Origin of the sequence: Citrobacter sp. Cpo040 (assembly GCF_030332915.1) — a bacterium.
In the GTDB taxonomy this organism is placed as follows: Bacteria; Pseudomonadota; Gammaproteobacteria; order Enterobacterales; family Enterobacteriaceae; genus Citrobacter; species Citrobacter portucalensis.
This window is the reverse complement of the sequence record NZ_JAOWGX010000036.1, coordinates 402,322-420,649: the sequence shown is the minus strand read 5'-3', so window position 1 is coordinate 420,649 and position 18,328 is coordinate 402,322. Positions and strand designations below refer to the sequence as shown.

Here is an 18,328-nt window from a genome sequence, read left to right as displayed (position 1 = left end):
ACACACGTAGTGTAAAGGCAAATCCCAACAGCGGATAGCGTCAAGCCTGGTGGCCAGCAAAACTCAGAGTAACCGTAGTTGTTGCAGCCATGTGGCAGAATGGTCAACATGATACCCTAACCCGTGAGTGTGAAAAAAAGAACTTTGCCATGAAATTGAATATCCGAGCGCAATCTGCGCAAAACCTGCACAATAATTCTCCCATCGTCCTGGTTCACGGCCTGTTTGGCAGTCTTGATAACCTGGGGATCCTGGCGCGCGATCTGGTGGTCGATCACGATATCATCCAGGTTGATATGCGAAATCATGGCCTCTCCCCTCGTTCCCCTGAGATGAATTATCCGGCCATGGCGCAAGATTTGCTGGATACGTTGGACGCTCAGCAAATAGAAAAGGCGACCTTTATTGGTCACTCGATGGGGGGAAAAGCCGTCATGGCGTTAACCGCACTGGCTCCTGATCGTATCGATCGACTGGTGGCCATTGATATTGCTCCGGTCGACTATCATGTTCGCCGTCACGATGCGATCTTTACCGCTATTAATGCCGTAACCGATGCCCAGGCCACTTCGCGTCAGCAGGCGGCCAGCGTCATGCGTCAACATCTGCATGAGGAAGGCGTAATCCAGTTTCTGCTGAAATCTTTCGTCGACGGCGAATGGCGTTTTAACGTTCCCGTGCTGTGGGATCAGTATCCTCATATCGTCGGTTGGGAAACCATTCCTGCGTGGGAGCACCCGGCGCTGTTTATCCCTGGCGGCAACTCACCGTATGTTACCGAAGCGTATCGCGAACAACTGCTGGCGCAATTCCCACAGGCTCGGGCGCATGTTATTGCAGGAGCCGGTCATTGGGTGCATGCGGAAAAACCGGAGGCGGTGCTGCGCGCCATCCGTCGTTATCTGAACGAACAGGCTAACTGATTAAAAACTCAGCGTCTGCGCGCGATTACGCGCGTGGGCGTTGGCGTGTCACCCCTGCTGATGTATTATGGCGCGCTATCCATCCGGGCAGACGCCTGGCTGATTGTTTCCCCGAAGTCACCAAGATCATGGCCAAAGAACAAACGGACCGTACGACATTAGATCTGTTCGCGCAGGAGCGTCGCCCGGGACGACCCAAAACTAATCCGCTCTCGCGTGATGAACAGTTACGTATTAATAAACGTAATCAGCTTAAGCGTGACAAAGTTCGCGGGCTTAAGCGTGTCGAACTGAAACTGAACGCTGATGCCGTTGACGCTCTGAACGAGCTGGCCGAGGCGCGCAACATGAGTCGCAGTGAACTCATCGAAGAGATGCTGATGACCCAACTCAGCACATTGCGCGGTCAGGCATAGTCTGAATTTCTGCTCTAAATCATAAATCGTGTAGCACAGAGTGCAGTCCTGCGTGTTTGCTGTTTCCGCATGCCTGACTGTTCTGCTATGATTGCCCTTATCCGTGGGCAATGCGCCACCACCATTTCAATAAGTTTCAAGAGGTTATTTAACTCATGGCAATCACTGGCATCTTTTTCGGCAGCGACACCGGTAATACCGAAAACATCGCAAAAATGATTCAAAAACAGCTTGGTAAAGACGTTGCCGATGTTCATGACATTGCAAAAAGCAGCAAAGAAGACCTCGAAGGTTATGACATTCTGCTGCTCGGCATCCCAACCTGGTACTACGGTGAAGCGCAGTGTGACTGGGACGACTTCTTCCCTACCCTCGAAGACATTGATTTTAATGGCAAACTGGTTGCATTGTTCGGCTGCGGCGACCAGGAAGATTACGCAGAATATTTCTGCGATGCGTTAGGGACCATTCGCGACATCATCGAACCGCGCGGCGCAACCATCGTTGGTCACTGGCCGACGGCGGGTTATCACTTTGAAGCGTCTAAAGGCCTGGCTGACGACGACCACTTTGTCGGTCTGGCTATCGATGAAGATCGCCAGCCAGAACTGACAGCAGAACGCGTAGAAAAATGGGTTAAGCAGATCTCTGAAGAGCTGCACCTCGACGAAATCATTAATGCCTGATTTCGTGCGGCGTAGATTTCCATCTGCGCCGCATCAATAGATAAAACCAATCAAAATAATTGCTACAAATTTGTAACTTTTTCGTCTGACCCTGTACAATGGCTGGATGCCAATCGGGTGTTGCACAGTGTGTTTGTCGGCGATACCACGTTTTGATTAACAATATATGCCAGAGACTTGCAGTTTTCATTTAGCCATGGCAGTTCTATAATGATACGCATTATCTCAAGTGCAATTTCTGTCACTTCTGTTAATGAAGTGAATCGTTTAGCTACAGGACAGATTCCGCATGACTGACAACAATACCGCATTAAAGAAGGCTGGCCTGAAAGTAACGCTTCCTCGTTTAAAAATTCTGGAAGTTCTTCAGGAACCGGATAACCATCACGTCAGTGCGGAAGATTTATACAAACGCCTGATCGATATGGGTGAAGAAATTGGTCTGGCGACCGTGTATCGTGTGCTGAACCAGTTTGATGATGCCGGTATCGTGACCCGCCATAATTTTGAAGGTGGTAAATCCGTCTTCGAACTGACTCAACAGCATCATCACGATCACCTCATCTGTCTCGACTGCGGCAAAGTAGTCGAGTTCAGCGATGATTCCATCGAAGCGCGCCAGCGTGAGATTGCGGCTAAACATGGTATTCGTTTAACCAACCATAGTCTCTATCTCTACGGCCACTGCGCTGAAGGCGATTGCCGCGAAGATGAGCATGCCCACGACGGCAAATAATGTAATGCTTTTTGAAAAGCCAACCTTCCGGTTGGCTTTTTTTATGGGCATTACCTGCCCTTTTCCCCTTCCCTCCGCTCCTGTGTTGCTTTAATGTAAAAATCAATTGCCCCTTCCGGAGAGTCGAAATGGAACTTCGCCAGCTACGCTATTTTGTGCGCATTGTAGAAACCGGCAGCATGGGTAGCGCGGCACTCGATCTCAATATCGGGGTTTCGGCACTCAGCCAGCAAATGTCGCGTCTGGAAAGCGAACTCGCTATTCGCCTGCTGCAGCGCACCTCGCGCGGTGTGACACCCACCAGCGCCGGGCTGGCTTTTTACTCCCAGGCGCAGCTGGCGCTTCGTCACGCAGACGACGCGATCCTCGCCGCACGCGAGTCCCGGCTTTCCGGGCACGTCAGCGTCGGCATGGCTCCCAGTACTGCTTCCGTTCTCGGAATGCCGTTTATCAACGCCATGCGGGAAAGCTACAGTGATGTCCGTCTGCATGTGGTGGAAAGCCTCTCTGGCAATCTGGAGCGGATGATTAATACCCGCCAGATTGATCTGGCTGTCGTGTTTCAGAAAGAAAAGATCCTGCGCTGGAGCGCCATACCGATTCTCGAAGAGCGGCTGTTTTTGATTGGGACTCATGCCTTACTGGCTGATATTGCCGATGACAATATTGCTCCAGCCCAGCTGGCAAGTATCCCATTGATAATGCCAAGCCCGGGCCACGGTCTGCGCGGCAGGCTGGAAGCGATTTGTCAGGAACACGCGCTGAACATTGAGATCGCCACGGAAATTGATGGTCTGGCGCTACTCATGCACGCCGTGCGCAGTGGCATTGGTGCCACTCTCCAGCCCGGCGCGGCAATTTCCCATCTCGATAAAGAGACGCTAAGAGTGATCGGCGTCCACAATCCAATACTTAGCCGCCCCAACTTTCTGGTGAGTCTCTCAGACGATGAACTCACCCCGGCAGGCCTCGCGGCCCGCGTGGTGCTGACGAAAGTGATGCATCAACTGGTGGAAGCAGGAAGCTGGCCTGGCGCCATCCTTTACAATAACTAAAGTACCGTTTAGCACCACGTCATAGCGCCCGCACAAGCCGTGCGTATACATTTCAATTACAAATTTAACAAATGGTTAAATGGTAATGGAGTATACGATGGTTGATGTTCTGGTGATTGGTGGTGGCAATGCCGCGTTATGCGCTGCCTTGTCCGCCCGCGAGCAAGGAGCTTCGGTACTCCTGCTCGAAGCGGCTCCCCGTGAATGGCGCGGAGGAAACTCCCAACACACACGTAATTTACGTTGTATGCATGACGCGCCGCAGGATGTGCTGGTGGAAAGCTATCCTGAAGAAGAATTCTGGCAGGATCTGTGGCGCGTCACGGAAGGGAATACCAACGAAGCGCTGGCGCGTCTGGTGATCCGTACCTCTTCACAATGCCGTGACTGGATGCGTCAGCACGGCGTTAACTTTCAACCTCCTCTCTCCGGCGCTTTGCACGTGGCGCGAACCAACGCCTTTTTTATGGGCGGTGGAAAGGCCCTGGTGAATGCCTATTATCGCAGCGCAGAAAAGCTGGGCGTTCAAATTCGCTATAACACCCCCGTTCAGGCGCTTGAACTGCGTAATGGCGAGTTCGTGGCGGCGTTGGCAGGCGAAGAGCGCATCACCGCTAAGTCCTGCGTGCTTGCCGCTGGCGGATTCGAATCTAACCGGGAGTGGTTGCGCGAAGCCTGGGGGGAAAATGCCCGCGGCGAGTGGCCTGCGGATAACTTTCTGATTCGCGGCACGCGTTTTAATCAGGGCGTACTGCTCAAATTTATGATGGATGCTGGCGCAGACATTATTGGCGATCCCTCCCAGTCACACTGTGTGGCAATTGATGCCAGAGCGCCATTATATGACGGCGGGATTTGCACTCGCGTGGACTGCGTCTCGCTCGGTATTGTGGTGAACCGGGACGCTGAGCGTTTTTATGATGAAGGTGAAGATTTCTGGCCCAAACGCTACGCCATCTGGGGACGTCTGGTCGCTCAACAGCCAGGACAGATTGGCTACTCCATCATCGACAGTAAAGCTATCGGACACTTCATGCCTCCGGTCTTTCCTGGCACGCAGGCCAATACGCTGGCAGAACTGGCCCTTCAGTTAGGACTGGATGCCGAACGCTTTACCCACACCGTGACAGAGTACAACAACGCCTGCCAGCCAGGTCAGTTCGACCATACCGTTCTGGATAACTGCGCCACTAAAGATTTGCTACCCGCGAAAACGCATTGGGCGCGACCGCTGGACCTGCCGCCATACTACGGCTATGCCCTGCGGCCAGGGATCACCTTCACTTATCTTGGGTTAAAAGTGAACGAACGCGCCGCTGTGCATTTTGCCGGGCTTCCAAGCCGTAACCTGTTCGTCGCCGGAGAGATGATGGCGGGCAACGTGCTGGGCAAGGGTTACACCGCAGGCGTGGGGATGTCGATCGGCACCACCTTTGGCCGCATTGCCGGAAAAGAAGCCGCGCTGGCCGCACGTAAGGAGACACGTCATGAAGCAGCTTGAGAAACTGATCATCGAAGCACAAATTATCACCGAACCGGAAGCGGAAGTTGAACGTGTAATGCAGGTGTGCAATGCCTGTCGCTATTGTGAAGGCTTTTGCGCCGTGTTCCCGGCCATGACGCAGCGTCTGGAATTCGGTAAAGCGGATATCAATTATCTGGCAAACTTGTGCCATAACTGCGGCGCTTGCCTGCACGCGTGTCAGTATGCCCCACCTCATGAATTTGCCATCAACGTGCCGAAAGCGATGGCGGAAGTCCGGCTCGAAACCTATCAGCATTACGCGCAACCCGCCGCCTTTGGCACGCTTTATCGTCGCGCAGGCGTAACCGTGACGCTGGCGCTGGTTTTCGGTCTGATCCTGTTTTTACTCCTCGCTATAGGTTTGAAAGGTTCATTATTCCATCCTCCACTGGCCGGGGATTTCTATCAAATTTTCCCGCATAACCTGCTGGCCTGGATGTTTGGTTCGGTGTTTATTCTGGCGATCGGTTTGCTGATGGCGGGCGTGATCCGCTTCTGGCGCGAGATCTCTCCGGGTATGCCGCGTTCCGCCGAGATCGCTGAAGCCTCACACGATGCGCTGACGCTGAAATATCTCGATGGTGGCCACGGCAAAGGTTGTAACGAAGCGGATGATGCCTTCACCCTGATGCGCCGCCGTTTCCACCACTTTACCTTCTACGGTTTTATGCTCTGCTTTGCCGCCACCGTGGTGGCAACAGGCTATCACTACTTTGCAGGCATAGAAGCGCCCTACCCGTTCTTCAGCGTTCCGGTCATGCTGGGCACGTTGGGTGGCATTGGCCTGGTTGTCGGCCCGGCTGGCTTGCTATGGCTTAATCTTAAGCGCTCACCGCTACATGGCGACGCACGGCAAAAACCGATGGATCGCGGTTTTATTTTGCTGCTGCTGCTGACCAGTCTGACCGGTCTGGCGCTGCTGGCGGGAAGGGACACTTCATGGATGGCTATTTTACTGGCCATTCATCTCGGTGTGGTCATGGCGCTTTTTCTGACCATTCCTTACGGAAAATTTGCCCACGGATTTTACCGCTGCGCAGCCTTACTCAAGTGGGCGATTGAGAAACGGCGCGGCAAACAGGCGGGGGTCACAGGCGACTAACCCGCAAACTCTTACCTCTATAAATATTATGATAAGACAGTGGAGCAAACCCAATGACACAACAACCATCGCGCGCCGGAACTTTCGGCGCAATACTGCGGGTAACCAGCGGTAATTTTCTCGAACAGTTCGACTTTTTTCTGTTCGGGTTTTACGCCACCTATATTGCAAAGACGTTCTTCCCCGCGGAGAGTGAGTTTGCCGGGCTCATGTTGACCTTTGCGGTTTTCGGTTCGGGTTTTTTAATGCGGCCCGTTGGCGCAATAGTGCTGGGTGCTTATATCGACAGAATTGGCCGCCGCAAAGGACTGATGGTGACGCTGGCGATCATGGGCTGCGGGACCCTGCTGATTGCCCTGGTTCCCGGTTATCAAAGTATTGGCCTGCTGGCTCCTGTGCTGGTATTAGTCGGTCGATTATTGCAGGGCTTCTCTGCGGGCGTAGAGTTGGGCGGCGTTTCGGTTTATCTTTCTGAAATCGCCACGCCTGGCAATAAAGGTTTCTACACCAGCTGGCAGTCCGCCAGCCAACAGGTTGCCATTGTGGTGGCAGCGCTGATTGGCTACGGCCTGAATGCCACGCTGGGGCACGATGAAATCTCTGAATGGGGCTGGCGCATTCCGTTCTTTATTGGTTGTATGATTATTCCGTTGATCTTCGTCCTGCGCCGCTCGCTTCAGGAAACCGATGCATTTTTACAACGCACGCACCGTCCCGACACCAGGGAGATTTTCACCACTATCCTCAAAAACTGGCGTCTTATCTCAGCAGGTACGCTGCTGGTAGCGATGACCACAACGACGTTTTACTTCATAACCGTCTATACCCCGACCTACGGCAGGGCTGTACTCCACCTGAGCGCCCGTGATAGCCTGATAGTCACCATGCTGGTCGGTATTTCTAACTTTATTTGGCTGCCGATTGGCGGGGCGATTTCTGACCGAATTGGTCGTCGTCCGGTATTGATGGGGATTACCCTACTCGCACTGATCACCACCTGGCCGGTAATGCACTGGCTCACCGCCGCACCAGATTTTACGCGTATGACGCTGGTCCTGCTTTGGTTCTCGTTCTTTTTTGGTATGTACAATGGGGCAATGGTCGCGGCACTCACCGAGGTGATGCCTGTCTATGTCCGTACGGTGGGTTTTTCACTGGCCTTCAGTCTGGCTACGGCGATTTTTGGCGGTCTGACACCCGTCATATCCACGGCGCTGGTCCAGCTAACCGGAGATAAAAGCTCGCCGGGATGGTGGCTGATGTGCGCGGCACTTTGCGGACTCGCCGCCACGGCAATGCTGTTTGTCCGCCTGAGTCGTCATTATCAACCGGCCGAACAGAAACTCTGACATGCAAACGGGCGGAGAATTCTCCGCCCGTTGTATTTTCATTTTTTCAATTTACTGCGCAGTATTCTTACTGCGTATTTCCTGCCAGACCTTGTCACAATCAGCATTGACGGACTGACCGTTACCCGTGCGCGTGGCCTGGATACACTGCTGATAATCCAGCACGCGTACGCTTTCTTCATTGGCAAACTGTTGGTGCTGTTTTTCTTTCTTCAGCACATTCAACACGCTTTGGCAGGCTTCAATTTTCTCCGGCGATCCCTGCGCGGTATTAATACACGCGCTGTAGGCTTCTTTCAGACGGCTGTCCTCTTTCGGCGCAGGAGATTGCGCACATGCCACCAGCCCTGATGCCATAACGGCGATGAGTATCAGTTTTTTCATAGCACTTTCCTCAACGATGCGGCAGGCACCCGACCTGCCGCTGTTGGCATTAGAAGATGGTGAACGGAGCAATAACGATGAACTTCACGTCGCGCTCATCCTGGAACATGTTGCCGTAACCACCGCCCCAGCTCGGAATGTCTGAATGGTTGTCGTACTGAGTGAAGTGCAGCTTAAACATGGTGCCCTTCGCACGACCTTCCTGCAGGGTGTAGACCGCATCCAGGCTGTAAGAAGATTCTTCGATAGTCCGGTTTTTGTCGTAGTACGCATCCGGGTTGAGCTGCCAGGTTGATGGCTTAGCATCCCATGCGTAAACGTAGGACGCACCTACTGCCCAGCCCGGCAGATTCCAGTTCTTCAGGTCATACATTGCGCCGAAGAAGACTGCCTTTTCACCGTTGGCGTTGAAGTCAGAACGGTTATCCCACCAGACATCCAGACGACCGTTTGAAGAGGCGTAGGTTGGGGTCATACGCTGCAGGAAGTAACCCTGCTGGCCGTCCGCTTTAACCCAGGTCCCTTCCAGACGAAGGTCGACGACTTCTGCCACTTTGTAGCCAAAGGTCAACGCCTGCAACCAGGCAGTGCCATCATAAATATCGTTCACGGTACGATCATCAACCTTGTCGCGTGCACCGTAGAACTGGTAGCTGGTGGTAAATGGGTTACCGCCTAAATCGAATTTGTAGCTGGCTTTTGCGAAGTACTGATCGACATAACCTTCAGACTGACCAAATGCCGCTTCCAGCAAGAGGTTATTTTTGAAGTCATATTTCGCGCCAATTGAGTGCAGGTAATCAACGCTGGTCTTTTTATCAGCCTGATAGAATTTATCGACTTCGGTGTGCCACGGTGCTTTATATTCGTTAGCCCACATATAGGAGAAGCTCAGTGCGCCAGCATCACCGTAATCGAAGTTGGCACCGGCTTCAGCACCCTGATAGGTACCTGGCATAAAGCTCCAGTGCGGTGCCAGCAGAGTCTGCCCGGTTGGTTGAATGTAACCGGCGCGCGCCCATGTTGGGCCGTATTTAAATTTGGCTGCTGCTTTATAAAGGCTAATCCCGCTCTTATCGCCGGAGTAATCCTCGTCATAGCCTTTATTTTTGGAAGAAAATGCGATTTCGTTTGGATGGCCGCTTTCGCTACTTTCGTTCATTTCAATAGCGGTAAATGCTGCGATATCAATACCAAACATATCGGCCGCATAACCGGACTGGAAGTCGAGGTTAGCGTTCCAGGTGGAGTGAGAAAGGTTGGTTTTATATTTGTCATGATCGGTCACATCTTTACGGTCACGCTCACGCTGCCAGTAATAGATGCCACCTGTTAAGGTTGAGTCATCAATAAATCCTTCGGCGTGTACCTGCGGAGCGACAACAAAACCCGACATTGCTGTGATACCGGCGATAGCCAGCGCCAGCGTACTACGTTTGCCACTAAACGTACGCATATGTTAATCCTCTTTGACATATAAAATACTGCCGACAAAAGCGGACAGCGAAAAAACAAAAAATAAAAAAGTAGCGCTAAGAAAACCTCAGTGACTACAATGAATAGACTATTTTTCGCGACGCGAATTATCAATCTCTTTCTGTAACGAGTATGTAATAGTATGAGCAACCGCACATATTTGATTGCTTTCTGTTACATTTTCATCGGAAGATAAAAAAGCGTTGAAAAAATTAAAAAATCGCTTGTTTTCCATGGAGATGAAATCGGTTTCAGCCCATTTCATATTGAGGTAAGTTATTTAAACGTAAAAACATTCGCCCAGCCCATTATTACGGACATGTAATTAATTCGCTCCGCAAACGGAGCCTGGAACACGTTTTTTTTGCGAAAAAAAACGCCGCATGAAGCGGCGTTTAGAGAGGATGTGTTACGGCTTATTCGCCCGCTTTAGCCCACGTGTCACGTAGACCAACGGTACGGTTAAACACCAGCTTGTCAGCCGTTGCATAACGACTGTCCAGGCAGAAGTAACCTTCACGCTCAAACTGGAACGCTTTACCTGCAACCGCTGCCTTCAGCGACGGCTCACCGTAACCCTGCTTAATGACCAGCGATTCCGGGTTAATAACGGACAGGAAGTCTTCCGCCGCGCCTGGATTTGGCACGCTAAACAGACGATCATACAAGCGGATTTCAATCGGCAGCGCATGGGACGCGCTCACCCAGTGAATAACGCCTTTGACTTTACGACCATCGGCCGGGTCTTTGCTCAGGGTGTCGGCATCGTAGGTGCAGAAAATGGTGGTGATATTCCCTTCCGCATCTTTCTCAACACGTTCGGCCTTGATCACATAAGCATTACGCAGGCGTACTTCTTTGCCCATCACCAGACGCTTGTACTGCTTGTTCGCTTCTTCACGGAAGTCTGCGCGATCGATCCAAATTTCACCGCTAAATGGCACTTCGCGGCTGCCCATTTCCGGTTTGTTCGGATGGTTAGGCATGGTGACCAATTCGCTTTCGCCCTGCGGATAATTTTCGATAACCAGTTTAACCGGATCGATAACCGCCATCGCGCGCGGGGCGTTTTCGTTCAGATCTTCGCGGATACAGGATTCCAGAGAAGCGATCTCAATGGTGTTGTCTTGCTTGGTCACGCCAATGCGTTTGCAGAACTCACGGATCGCGGCAGCAGTGTAACCGCGACGACGCAGGCCAGAAATCGTCGGCATACGCGGATCGTCCCAGCCTTCAACGTGCTTGTCGGTCACCAGCAGATTCAGCTTACGCTTGGACATCACGGTATATTCCAGATTCAGGCGCGAGAATTCGTACTGACGCGGATGAACCGGAATGGTGATGTTGTCCAGCACCCAGTCGTACAGACGACGGTTATCCTGGAACTCCAGCGTACACAGGGAATGCGTAATGCCTTCCAGCGCATCGCTGATGCAGTGGGTAAAGTCGTACATCGGGTAGATGCACCACTTGTTGCCGGTCTGGTGGTGTTCGGCGAACTTAATACGGTACAGCACCGGATCGCGCATCACGATAAACGGCGACGCCATGTCGATTTTCGCACGCAGGCAGGCTTTACCTTCTTCAAAACCACCGGCACGCATTTTTTCGAACAGCGCCAGGTTCTCTTCGACGCTACGATCGCGGTACGGGCTATTTTTGCCAGGCTGAGTCAGCGTGCCGCGGTATTCACGGATTTCGTCCGCTGACAGTTCGTCAACGTACGCCAGGCCTTTATTAATAAGCTCTACCGCATAGGCGTGAAGCTGATCGAAGTAATCCGAAGAGTAGCGAATGTCGCCAGTCCAGTGGAAACCTAACCATTCAACGTCGTTTTTAATCGACTCAACGTACTCGATATCTTCTTTAACCGGGTTCGTATCATCAAAACGCAGGTTGCACTGGCCCTGGTAATCTTGCGCAATGCCAAAGTTCAGACAAATGGATTTCGCGTGGCCAATGTGCAGATAGCCATTTGGCTCCGGCGGAAAACGGGTATGGATAGTGGTGTGCTTACCACTGGCCAGATCTTCATCGATGATCTGACGAATAAAGTTACTCGGGCGGGCTTCAGCCTCACTCATCGTGGATTCCTCAAAGCGTAAACAACGTATAACGGAGTATGATCTTATAAGCGACGTCAGGAGACAACTATTAGTTGCACAAAAAAGGTGTTTCAACAGGATATATGAGGGCATTTGCTGCAAAAAAAAGCGGCGGAGGAATATCCCCCGCCGCTTAAGGCACTTAACTCACTTTACTCAGGAGCAGTTATTTACCTTTAATCTCATACAGTGGTGTTTGACCGGCAACCACATGACCTTCGGCTTTAATAACCAGAGCGCCGAAATCATCGCTGTTGCTGCACACAACCGGGCTTATCATGGAACGTGCGTTAGCGTTCAGGAACTCCAGATCCATTTCCAGAATCGGTTGGCCTGCAGTAACTTCCGCACCTTCTTCGACCAGACGCTTAAAGCCTTTGCCTTCCAGCGCTACGGTATCGATGCCCATATGGACCACGATTTCCGCGCCTTTAACAGTTTCCAGGCAGAACGCATGGTTAGTGTTGAAGATTTTCACGATGGTGCCCGCAGCCGGAGCAACCACGATTTTATCCGTTGGTTTCACTGCAACGCCGTCGCCTACTGCTTTGCTGGCGAAGGCTTCATCAGGAACCTGTTCCAGCGCAACTACGTCACCAGTAATCGGAGAAACCAGCGCTTCAACGGTGACTGCATTCGCTACAGCCTGCGGTTTTGCTACTGGAGCCGCTGCTGCTGGCGCACTTTCACCAGATGCTGCTGCCACCGGGCCACGCGCGACAACTTTCTTCATTTCGTCGCCGATGGATTCGGCTTTCGCACCCACGATGACCTGGATAGTTTGCTTGTTCAGCTTAACTACCCCAGATGCGCCTAAACGCTTACACATCGCATCGTTTACGCGACCGGAGTCGGCAACGGTCAGACGCAGACGAGTGATACAGGCATCAATCGCTTTCAGGTTATCAGTACCACCAACCGCTGCAATGTAGTTGGTTGCAAGTTGAGCCAAACCTTCTTCAGTGTTGCTGTTGGCTTCTTCAGTAACGATATCGTCTTCTTTATCTTCGCGGCCCGGCGTTTTCAGGTTAAACATACGAATAACCGCGCTGAACAGCACAAAGTAGATAACGAAGAACACCAGCCCCATCACCACCAGCATCCAGACGTTCTGGCTTGCTGCCGGCAGGTTGTACATCAACACGTAGTCGATAGCACCTGCGGAGAAGGAGAAGCCTGCGTGGATCCCCAGCAGTGTTGCAACGAACAGGCTGATACCCGTTAACAGTGCGTGCAGGAGATACAGCAGTGGAGCCAGGAACATGAACAGGAATTCCAGCGGCTCGGTAACACCGGTCAGGAACGCGGTGATCGCAACGGACAGCAGCATACCGCCAACCATTGGACGACGTGCTTTCGGAGCCGCGAAGTACATTGCCAGCGCCGCACCCGGCAGACCAAACATCATGATTGGGAAGAAGCCAGACATGAACATACCCGCAGTGCCGTCACCCGCGTAGAAGCGGTTGATGTCACCGTGGAATACGGTACCTGCAGCGTTAGTAAATTCGCCAATCTGGAACCAGGCGATGGTGTTCAGCACCTGATGCAGACCGGTTGGGATCAGCAGACGGTTGATGAAACCAAAGATACCGGAACCCAGCGCACCAGCGCCCACGATCCACTCACCACCCGCATGGATGGCGTTCTGTACCGGCGGCCATACGTAACCGAAGATAGCAGCCAGCACCAGACAGAAGAAGCCAGTGGCGATCGGCACAAAGCGTTTGCCGCCAAAGAAGCTCAGGAAGTCAGGCAGTTTGATACCAGACCAGCGGTTATACACGGCACCGCCGACCAGACCGGTGATGATACCCGCCAGCACGCCCATATTGATTGCAGGGTTAATGGTAACCATTGCTTTGGTCAATATGAAATAACCGACCGCACCTGCCAGCGCTGCTGCACCTGCGCTGTCTTTTGACCAGCTGGAAGCAACACCGATCGCAAAAATTAACGCGAGGTTATCAAAGATGGCCCCACCCGCTTGCGCGATGAAGGGTACATTAAGTAAATCTGGTTGGCCGAATCGCAGCAGCAGTGCCGCGACTGGCAGCACAGCGATGGGGAGCTGTAACGCCCTACCCAGCCGCTGGAAAAAACCTAAAATATTCATTTTATTCCCCCTACGAGACCCCGATTAGGCTTCTTTGAAGCCATATTTTTATTGTGCGACCATTCCTGACAGCAAGATTCTGGAACAACGATATTAACCATTCATCTACATTCAGAGTGTGTGAAAAATTAATTCGTATCGCAAATTAAACGCGTGTTTTTTGTGATTACAGTCACCAAATATCGTTATTAACCCTCCCTTTCACTGGCTAACTACGAAAACTTATTTTATCATTCAAAAAATCGAAACGGATTGATCCTTACCGATGCAAAACCAGGTTACGCTTAATACTGCACAGAGACTCAATCCGCCAACTGCTTACTTTTACTTTTGAGGTGAAGAATGAGACTGATCCCCCTGAATACCGCTGAACAAGTCGGCAAATGGGCTGCTCGCCATATCGTTAACCGTATTAACGCGTTCAAACCAACGGCAGATCGTCCGTTCGTTCTGGGCCTGCCGACTGGCGGTACTCCACTGACAGCTTATAAAGCATTGGTTGAAATGCACAAAGCGGGCCAGGTGAGCTTCAAGCATGTTGTTACGTTCAACATGGACGAATATGTTGGCCTACCGAAAGAGCATCCGGAAAGCTACCACAGCTTTATGCACCGCAATTTCTTTGATCACGTTGATATTCCAGCAGAAAACATCAACCTCCTCAATGGTAACGCGCCGGATATTGATGCAGAATGCCGTCAGTATGAAGAAAAAATCCGTTCTTACGGTAAAATCCACCTGTTTATGGGCGGTGTAGGCAACGATGGTCACATCGCGTTCAACGAACCCGCTTCCTCTTTGGCTTCCCGTACCCGCATCAAAACGCTGACTCACGACACACGTGTTGCTAACTCACGCTTCTTTGACGGCGACGTAAGCCAGGTGCCTAAATATGCCCTGACCGTTGGCGTGGGCACCCTGCTGGATGCTGAAGAAGTGATGATCCTGGTTCTGGGCCACCAGAAAGCACAGGCGCTGCAAGCTGCCGTTGAAGGCAACGTTAACCACATGTGGACCATCAGCTGCCTGCAGTTGCATCCAAAAGCCGTTGTGGTCTGCGATGAGCCTTCCACCATGGAACTGAAAGTGAAGACGCTGAAATACTTCAACGAGTTAGAAGCGGAAAATATTAAAGGTCTGTAATTGATGTCTCCGCCCTGTCGATAAGTTGCAGGGCGGCATTTTTTTGAAATCGGGGGTCGGAATGTATGCTTTAACCCAGGGCCGGATCTTTACCGGTCACGAAATTCTTGATGACCATGCGATTGTTGTCGCCAATGGCCTGATCGACAGCGTTTGCCCACTGGCTGAATTACCGTCAGGGATTGAACAGCGCTCACTGAATGGGGCCATTGTTTCCCCCGGTTTTATTGATGTACAGCTGAACGGCTGCGGCGGCGTGCAGTTTAACGATACGGCAGAAGCCGTAACCGTTGAAACGCTGGAAATCATGCAGAAAGCCAATGAAAAATCTGGCTGCACCAACTATTTGCCAACGCTCATCACCACCAGCGATGACCTGATGAAACAGGGTGTTCGCGTGATGCGTGAATACCTGGCGAAACACCCGAATCAGGCATTAGGACTTCATCTTGAAGGCCCGTGGCTGAACCTTGTGAAAAAAGGCACCCATAATCCGGGATTTGTCCGTCAGCCGGACGCTGCGTTGGTTGATTTCCTGTGCGATAATGCCGATGTGATCACCAAAGTCACACTGGCACCAGAAATGGTCCCGGTAGAGGTCATCACCAAACTGGTGAATGCGGGTATCGTGGTTTCTGCGGGTCATTCCAATGCAACGGTAAAAGAAGCAAAAATCGGATTCCGTGCAGGGATTACCTTTGCAACGCATCTGTTCAACGCGATGCCGTACATTACCGGCCGCGAACCCGGTCTGGCGGGCGCTATTTTGGATGAAGCAGATATCTACTGCGGTATCATCGCCGATGGCCTGCACGTTGACTACGTTAACATTCGTAATGCTAAGCGCCTGAAAGGCGACAAGCTGTGCCTGGTCACTGACGCGACCGCGCCAGCAGGTGCAAACATTGAACAGTTCATTTTCGCTGGTAAAACAATATACTACCGTAATGGACTGTGTGTTGATGAGAACGGTACGTTGAGCGGTTCATCATTAACCATGATTGAAGGCGTACGCAATCTGGTCGAGCATGCAAATATCGCCCTCGACGAAGTCTTACGCATGGCAACGCTCTACCCTGCTCGCGCCATTGGCGTCGACAAACAACTCGGCAGCATCGCGCCAGGCAAAGTAGCCAACCTGACTGCGTTCACGCACGACTTTAAAATCATCAAGACCATCGTTAATGGCAACGAGGTCGTTACTGAGTAAGAGAAAGAATGACACCAGGCGGACAAGCTCAAATAGGTAATGTTGATCTCGTAAAACAGCTTAACAGCGCGGCGGTTTATCGCCTGATTGACCAGCATGGGCCAATCTCGCGAATTCAAATTGCCGAGCAAAGCCAGCTTGCCCCCGCCAGCGTAACCAAAATTACGCGTCAGTTGATCGAACGCGGGCTGATCAAAGAAGTCGATCAGCAGGCCTCCACCGGGGGCCGCCGCGCTATCTCTATCGTCACAGAAACTCGCAATTTCCACGCCATTGGCGTACGACTGGGTCGCCACGACACAACGCTCACGCTCTATGATATGAGCAGTAAAGTTGTCGCCGAAGAGCATTACCCCCTCCCGGAGCGCACCCAGGAAACGCTGGAATATGCGCTGCTCAACACCATTGCCATCTTTATTGAGAGCTGCCAGCGGAAAATCCGTGAGCTGATCGCAATTTCTGTCATCCTGCCAGGCCTTGTCGATCCTGAAAGCGGCGTCATCCGCTATATGCCACACATTCAGGTCGAAAACTGGGGACTGGTCGAAGCGCTCGAAAAACGCTTCAAAGTCACCTGCTTTGTTGGTCATGATATTCGCAGCCTGGCGCTGGCTGAGCACTATTTCGGGGCAAGCCAGGATTGCGAAGACTCCATTTTGGTGCGAGTGCACCGCGGAACCGGCGCGGGTATCATCTCCAATGGCCGAATTTTCATCGGTCGCAATGGCAACGTCGGCGAGATTGGTCATATTCAGGTAGAGCCGCTGGGTGAGCGCTGTCACTGCGGTAATTTCGGCTGCCTGGAAACCATTGCCGCCAATGCTTCTATTGAACATCGCGTGCAGAACTTACTGAAGCAGGGTTATCCAAGTCGACTCACGCTGGATGATTGCAGCATCAAAGCCATTTGTAAGGCCGCGAATAAAGGCGATAATCTGGCAGCAGAAGTTATTGAGCACGTTGGTCGCCATCTGGGTAAAACTATCGCCATTGCCATCAACCTGTTTAACCCGCAAAAAATCGTCATTGCGGGCGAAATTACCGAGGCGGATAAGGTGCTGCTGCCTGCAATAGAAAGCTGTATCAACACGCAGGCGTTGAAAGCGTTTCGCCATAATTTACCGGTGGTTCGGTCCACGCTGGATCACCGCTCCGCCATTGGCGCCTTTGCGCTGGTGAAGCGCGCAATGCTCAACGGGACATTGCTGCAACGTTTGCTGGAAAGCTAATGCTCTCATATAGTAGTCGATTACTATCAGACTCATAACGAATTCCCTGGGTAGTCCATGGCCATTAAGAATGTAATTTGTGATATCGACGGCGTGCTGATGCACGACAATGTTGCTGTACCGGGTGCGGCAGAATTTTTGACTGGGATCCTGGAAAAAGGTTTGCCGTTAGTCCTGCTGACTAACTACCCTTCGCAAACCGGGCAAGATCTGGCAAACCGCTTCGCCACCGCGGGTGTGAATGTCCCTGATAGCGTCTTTTATACTTCCGCGATGGCTACCGCTGATTTTCTTCGTCGCCAGGAAGGGAAAAAGGCCTACGTGGTGGGTGAAGGCGCGTTAATTCACGAACTGTATAAAGCTGGATTTACCATTACCGACGTGAACCCCGATTTTGTGATTGTTGGCGAGACACGTTCCTATAACTGGGACATGATGCATAAAGCAGCCTATTTTGTCGCCAACGGCGCGCGTTTTATCGCCACTAACCCGGATACCCACGGTCGCGGCTTTTATCCCGCCTGTGGAGCACTCTGTGCCGGTATTGAGAAGATCTCAGGTCGTAAACCGTTTTATGTCGGCAAACCCAGCCCGTGGATTATTCGCGCGGCTCTCAACAAAATGCAGGCGCACTCGGAAGAAACCGTTATCGTTGGTGACAACCTGCGTACCGATATTCTGGCAGGTTTTCAGGCGGGTCTGGAAACTATCCTGGTACTGTCTGGCGTATCCAAGCTTGATGATATTGACAACATGCCGTTCAGACCAAGCTGGATTTACCCGTCCGTTGCTGAAATAGACGTCATTTAATCTCTTTAGCCGGATAACAACATCTGCAAGTTATCCGGCCTGAAAAATACATCCATTCAATAA

At 51.9% G+C, this 18,328-nt stretch carries 17 protein-coding genes; 13 read left to right on the top strand and 4 right to left on the bottom strand.

The window, feature by feature from the left end; genetic code table 11:
- The first annotated feature begins 149 nt into the window (after nucleotides 1–149).
- The 9 genes from ybfF (at nucleotide 150) to OGX86_RS16805 (ending at nucleotide 7,792) form a co-directional block, all read left to right on the top strand.
- Nucleotides 150–923, top strand: a complete 774-nt coding sequence (ybfF, locus tag OGX86_RS16845) for an esterase (protein WP_048236466.1) — start codon at nucleotides 150–152, stop codon at nucleotides 921–923.
- Nucleotides 924–1,051: 128 nt separating this feature from the next.
- Nucleotides 1,052–1,339: a LexA regulated protein gene (ybfE, locus tag OGX86_RS16840; protein WP_003831362.1), complete on the top strand. Its 288-nt coding sequence runs from the start codon at nucleotides 1,052–1,054 to the stop codon at nucleotides 1,337–1,339.
- Between the two features lie 155 nt (nucleotides 1,340–1,494).
- Nucleotides 1,495–2,025, top strand: a complete 531-nt coding sequence (gene fldA / locus OGX86_RS16835) for a flavodoxin FldA (RefSeq protein WP_003022839.1) — start codon at nucleotides 1,495–1,497, stop codon at nucleotides 2,023–2,025.
- A gap of 210 nt (nucleotides 2,026–2,235) precedes the next feature.
- Entirely contained in the window at nucleotides 2,236–2,322 is an 87-nt protein-coding gene (locus tag OGX86_RS16830; protein WP_100247215.1) for a ryhB-regulated fur leader peptide, read from the top strand.
- Nucleotides 2,315–2,761, top strand: a complete 447-nt coding sequence (fur, locus tag OGX86_RS16825; RefSeq protein ID WP_003022836.1) for a ferric iron uptake transcriptional regulator — start codon at nucleotides 2,315–2,317, stop codon at nucleotides 2,759–2,761. The genes OGX86_RS16830 and fur overlap by 8 nt, the downstream gene beginning before the upstream one ends.
- A 128-nt stretch (nucleotides 2,762–2,889) precedes the next feature.
- Nucleotides 2,890–3,816: a tricarballylate utilization LysR family transcriptional regulator TcuR gene (gene tcuR / locus OGX86_RS16820; protein WP_213785908.1), complete on the top strand. Its 927-nt coding sequence runs from the start codon at nucleotides 2,890–2,892 to the stop codon at nucleotides 3,814–3,816.
- Nucleotides 3,817–3,913: 97 nt separating this feature from the next.
- Nucleotides 3,914–5,317 carry an FAD-dependent tricarballylate dehydrogenase TcuA gene (tcuA, locus tag OGX86_RS16815; RefSeq protein WP_048226094.1) on the top strand — a complete coding sequence of 468 codons (1,404 nt, stop codon included), beginning with the start codon at nucleotides 3,914–3,916 and terminating at the stop codon, nucleotides 5,315–5,317.
- Complete coding sequence (gene tcuB, locus OGX86_RS16810) at nucleotides 5,304–6,443, top strand: tricarballylate utilization 4Fe-4S protein TcuB (RefSeq protein WP_103015091.1); 1,140 nt, start codon at nucleotides 5,304–5,306, stop codon at nucleotides 6,441–6,443. Before tcuA ends, tcuB begins: the two co-directional genes overlap by 14 nt.
- Nucleotides 6,444–6,496: 53 nt before the next feature.
- Nucleotides 6,497–7,792: an MFS transporter gene (locus tag OGX86_RS16805; protein ID WP_048226097.1), complete on the top strand. Its 1,296-nt coding sequence runs from the start codon at nucleotides 6,497–6,499 to the stop codon at nucleotides 7,790–7,792.
- Between the two features lie 51 nt (nucleotides 7,793–7,843).
- On the opposite strand, the gene OGX86_RS16800 is transcribed toward OGX86_RS16805, so the two are convergent.
- The 4 genes from OGX86_RS16800 to nagE form a co-directional block, all read right to left on the bottom strand.
- Entirely contained in the window at nucleotides 7,844–8,176 is a 333-nt protein-coding gene (locus OGX86_RS16800; RefSeq protein WP_008784106.1) for a ChiQ/YbfN family lipoprotein, read from the bottom strand.
- A gap of 49 nt (nucleotides 8,177–8,225) precedes the next feature.
- Complete coding sequence (chiP, locus tag OGX86_RS16795) at nucleotides 8,226–9,632, bottom strand: chitoporin ChiP (protein WP_008784105.1); 1,407 nt, start codon at nucleotides 9,630–9,632, stop codon at nucleotides 8,226–8,228.
- A gap of 436 nt (nucleotides 9,633–10,068) precedes the next feature.
- Complete coding sequence (gene glnS, locus OGX86_RS16790; RefSeq protein ID WP_048226099.1) at nucleotides 10,069–11,736, bottom strand: glutamine--tRNA ligase; 1,668 nt, start codon at nucleotides 11,734–11,736, stop codon at nucleotides 10,069–10,071.
- A 187-nt stretch (nucleotides 11,737–11,923) separates the two neighbouring features.
- A complete protein-coding gene (gene nagE, locus OGX86_RS16785) occupies nucleotides 11,924–13,873 on the bottom strand; it encodes a PTS N-acetyl glucosamine transporter subunit IIABC (RefSeq protein WP_003831342.1) in 1,950 nt (649 codons plus the stop codon).
- A gap of 342 nt (nucleotides 13,874–14,215) precedes the next feature.
- On the opposite strand from nagE, the gene nagB reads away from it, so the two are divergent.
- The 4 genes from nagB to nagD all read left to right on the top strand — a co-directional run bounded on the left by nagB (nucleotide 14,216) and on the right by nagD (nucleotide 18,265).
- Nucleotides 14,216–15,016 carry a glucosamine-6-phosphate deaminase gene (gene nagB / locus OGX86_RS16780; protein WP_003022803.1) on the top strand — a complete coding sequence of 267 codons (801 nt, stop codon included), beginning with the start codon at nucleotides 14,216–14,218 and terminating at the stop codon, nucleotides 15,014–15,016.
- 61 nt (nucleotides 15,017–15,077) lie between these two features.
- Entirely contained in the window at nucleotides 15,078–16,226 is a 1,149-nt protein-coding gene (gene nagA / locus OGX86_RS16775) for an N-acetylglucosamine-6-phosphate deacetylase (RefSeq protein WP_003831339.1), read from the top strand.
- 8 nt (nucleotides 16,227–16,234) lie between these two features.
- Nucleotides 16,235–17,455, top strand: coding sequence for a DNA-binding transcriptional regulator NagC (nagC, locus tag OGX86_RS16770; RefSeq protein WP_003022796.1), 1,221 nt, complete (start codon nucleotides 16,235–16,237; stop codon nucleotides 17,453–17,455).
- Between the two features lie 57 nt (nucleotides 17,456–17,512).
- Nucleotides 17,513–18,265 (top strand): ribonucleotide monophosphatase NagD, encoded by a 753-nt coding sequence (gene nagD / locus OGX86_RS16765; protein WP_003022792.1) that lies wholly within the window; start codon nucleotides 17,513–17,515, stop codon nucleotides 18,263–18,265.
- Nucleotides 18,266–18,328: the final 63 nt, after the last annotated feature.

What these genes read in the sequence shown, in the direction of transcription:
- fldA (WP_003022839.1), top strand. Translation starts at nt 1,495, where the DNA reads ATGGCAATCACTGGCATCTTTTTCGGCAGCGACACCGGTAATACCGAA.
- OGX86_RS16805 (WP_048226097.1), top strand. Translation starts at nt 6,497, where the DNA reads ATGACACAACAACCATCGCGCGCCGGAACTTTCGGCGCAATACTGCGG.
- ybfF (WP_048236466.1), top strand. Translation starts at nt 150, where the DNA reads ATGAAATTGAATATCCGAGCGCAATCTGCGCAAAACCTGCACAATAAT.
- nagB (WP_003022803.1), top strand. Translation starts at nt 14,216, where the DNA reads ATGAGACTGATCCCCCTGAATACCGCTGAACAAGTCGGCAAATGGGCT.
- tcuR (WP_213785908.1), top strand. Translation starts at nt 2,890, where the DNA reads ATGGAACTTCGCCAGCTACGCTATTTTGTGCGCATTGTAGAAACCGGC.
- fur (WP_003022836.1), top strand. Translation starts at nt 2,315, where the DNA reads ATGACTGACAACAATACCGCATTAAAGAAGGCTGGCCTGAAAGTAACG.
- tcuA (WP_048226094.1), top strand. Translation starts at nt 3,914, where the DNA reads ATGGTTGATGTTCTGGTGATTGGTGGTGGCAATGCCGCGTTATGCGCT.
- tcuB (WP_103015091.1), top strand. Translation starts at nt 5,304, where the DNA reads ATGAAGCAGCTTGAGAAACTGATCATCGAAGCACAAATTATCACCGAA.
- glnS (WP_048226099.1), bottom strand. Translation starts at nt 11,736, where the DNA reads ATGAGTGAGGCTGAAGCCCGCCCGAGTAACTTTATTCGTCAGATCATC.
- OGX86_RS16800 (WP_008784106.1), bottom strand. Translation starts at nt 8,176, where the DNA reads ATGAAAAAACTGATACTCATCGCCGTTATGGCATCAGGGCTGGTGGCA.
- nagD (WP_003022792.1), top strand. Translation starts at nt 17,513, where the DNA reads ATGGCCATTAAGAATGTAATTTGTGATATCGACGGCGTGCTGATGCAC.
- nagA (WP_003831339.1), top strand. Translation starts at nt 15,078, where the DNA reads ATGTATGCTTTAACCCAGGGCCGGATCTTTACCGGTCACGAAATTCTT.
- chiP (WP_008784105.1), bottom strand. Translation starts at nt 9,632, where the DNA reads ATGCGTACGTTTAGTGGCAAACGTAGTACGCTGGCGCTGGCTATCGCC.
- ybfE (WP_003831362.1), top strand. Translation starts at nt 1,052, where the DNA reads ATGGCCAAAGAACAAACGGACCGTACGACATTAGATCTGTTCGCGCAG.
- nagC (WP_003022796.1), top strand. Translation starts at nt 16,235, where the DNA reads ATGACACCAGGCGGACAAGCTCAAATAGGTAATGTTGATCTCGTAAAA.
- nagE (WP_003831342.1), bottom strand. Translation starts at nt 13,873, where the DNA reads ATGAATATTTTAGGTTTTTTCCAGCGGCTGGGTAGGGCGTTACAGCTC.
- OGX86_RS16830 (WP_100247215.1), top strand. Translation starts at nt 2,236, where the DNA reads ATGATACGCATTATCTCAAGTGCAATTTCTGTCACTTCTGTTAATGAA.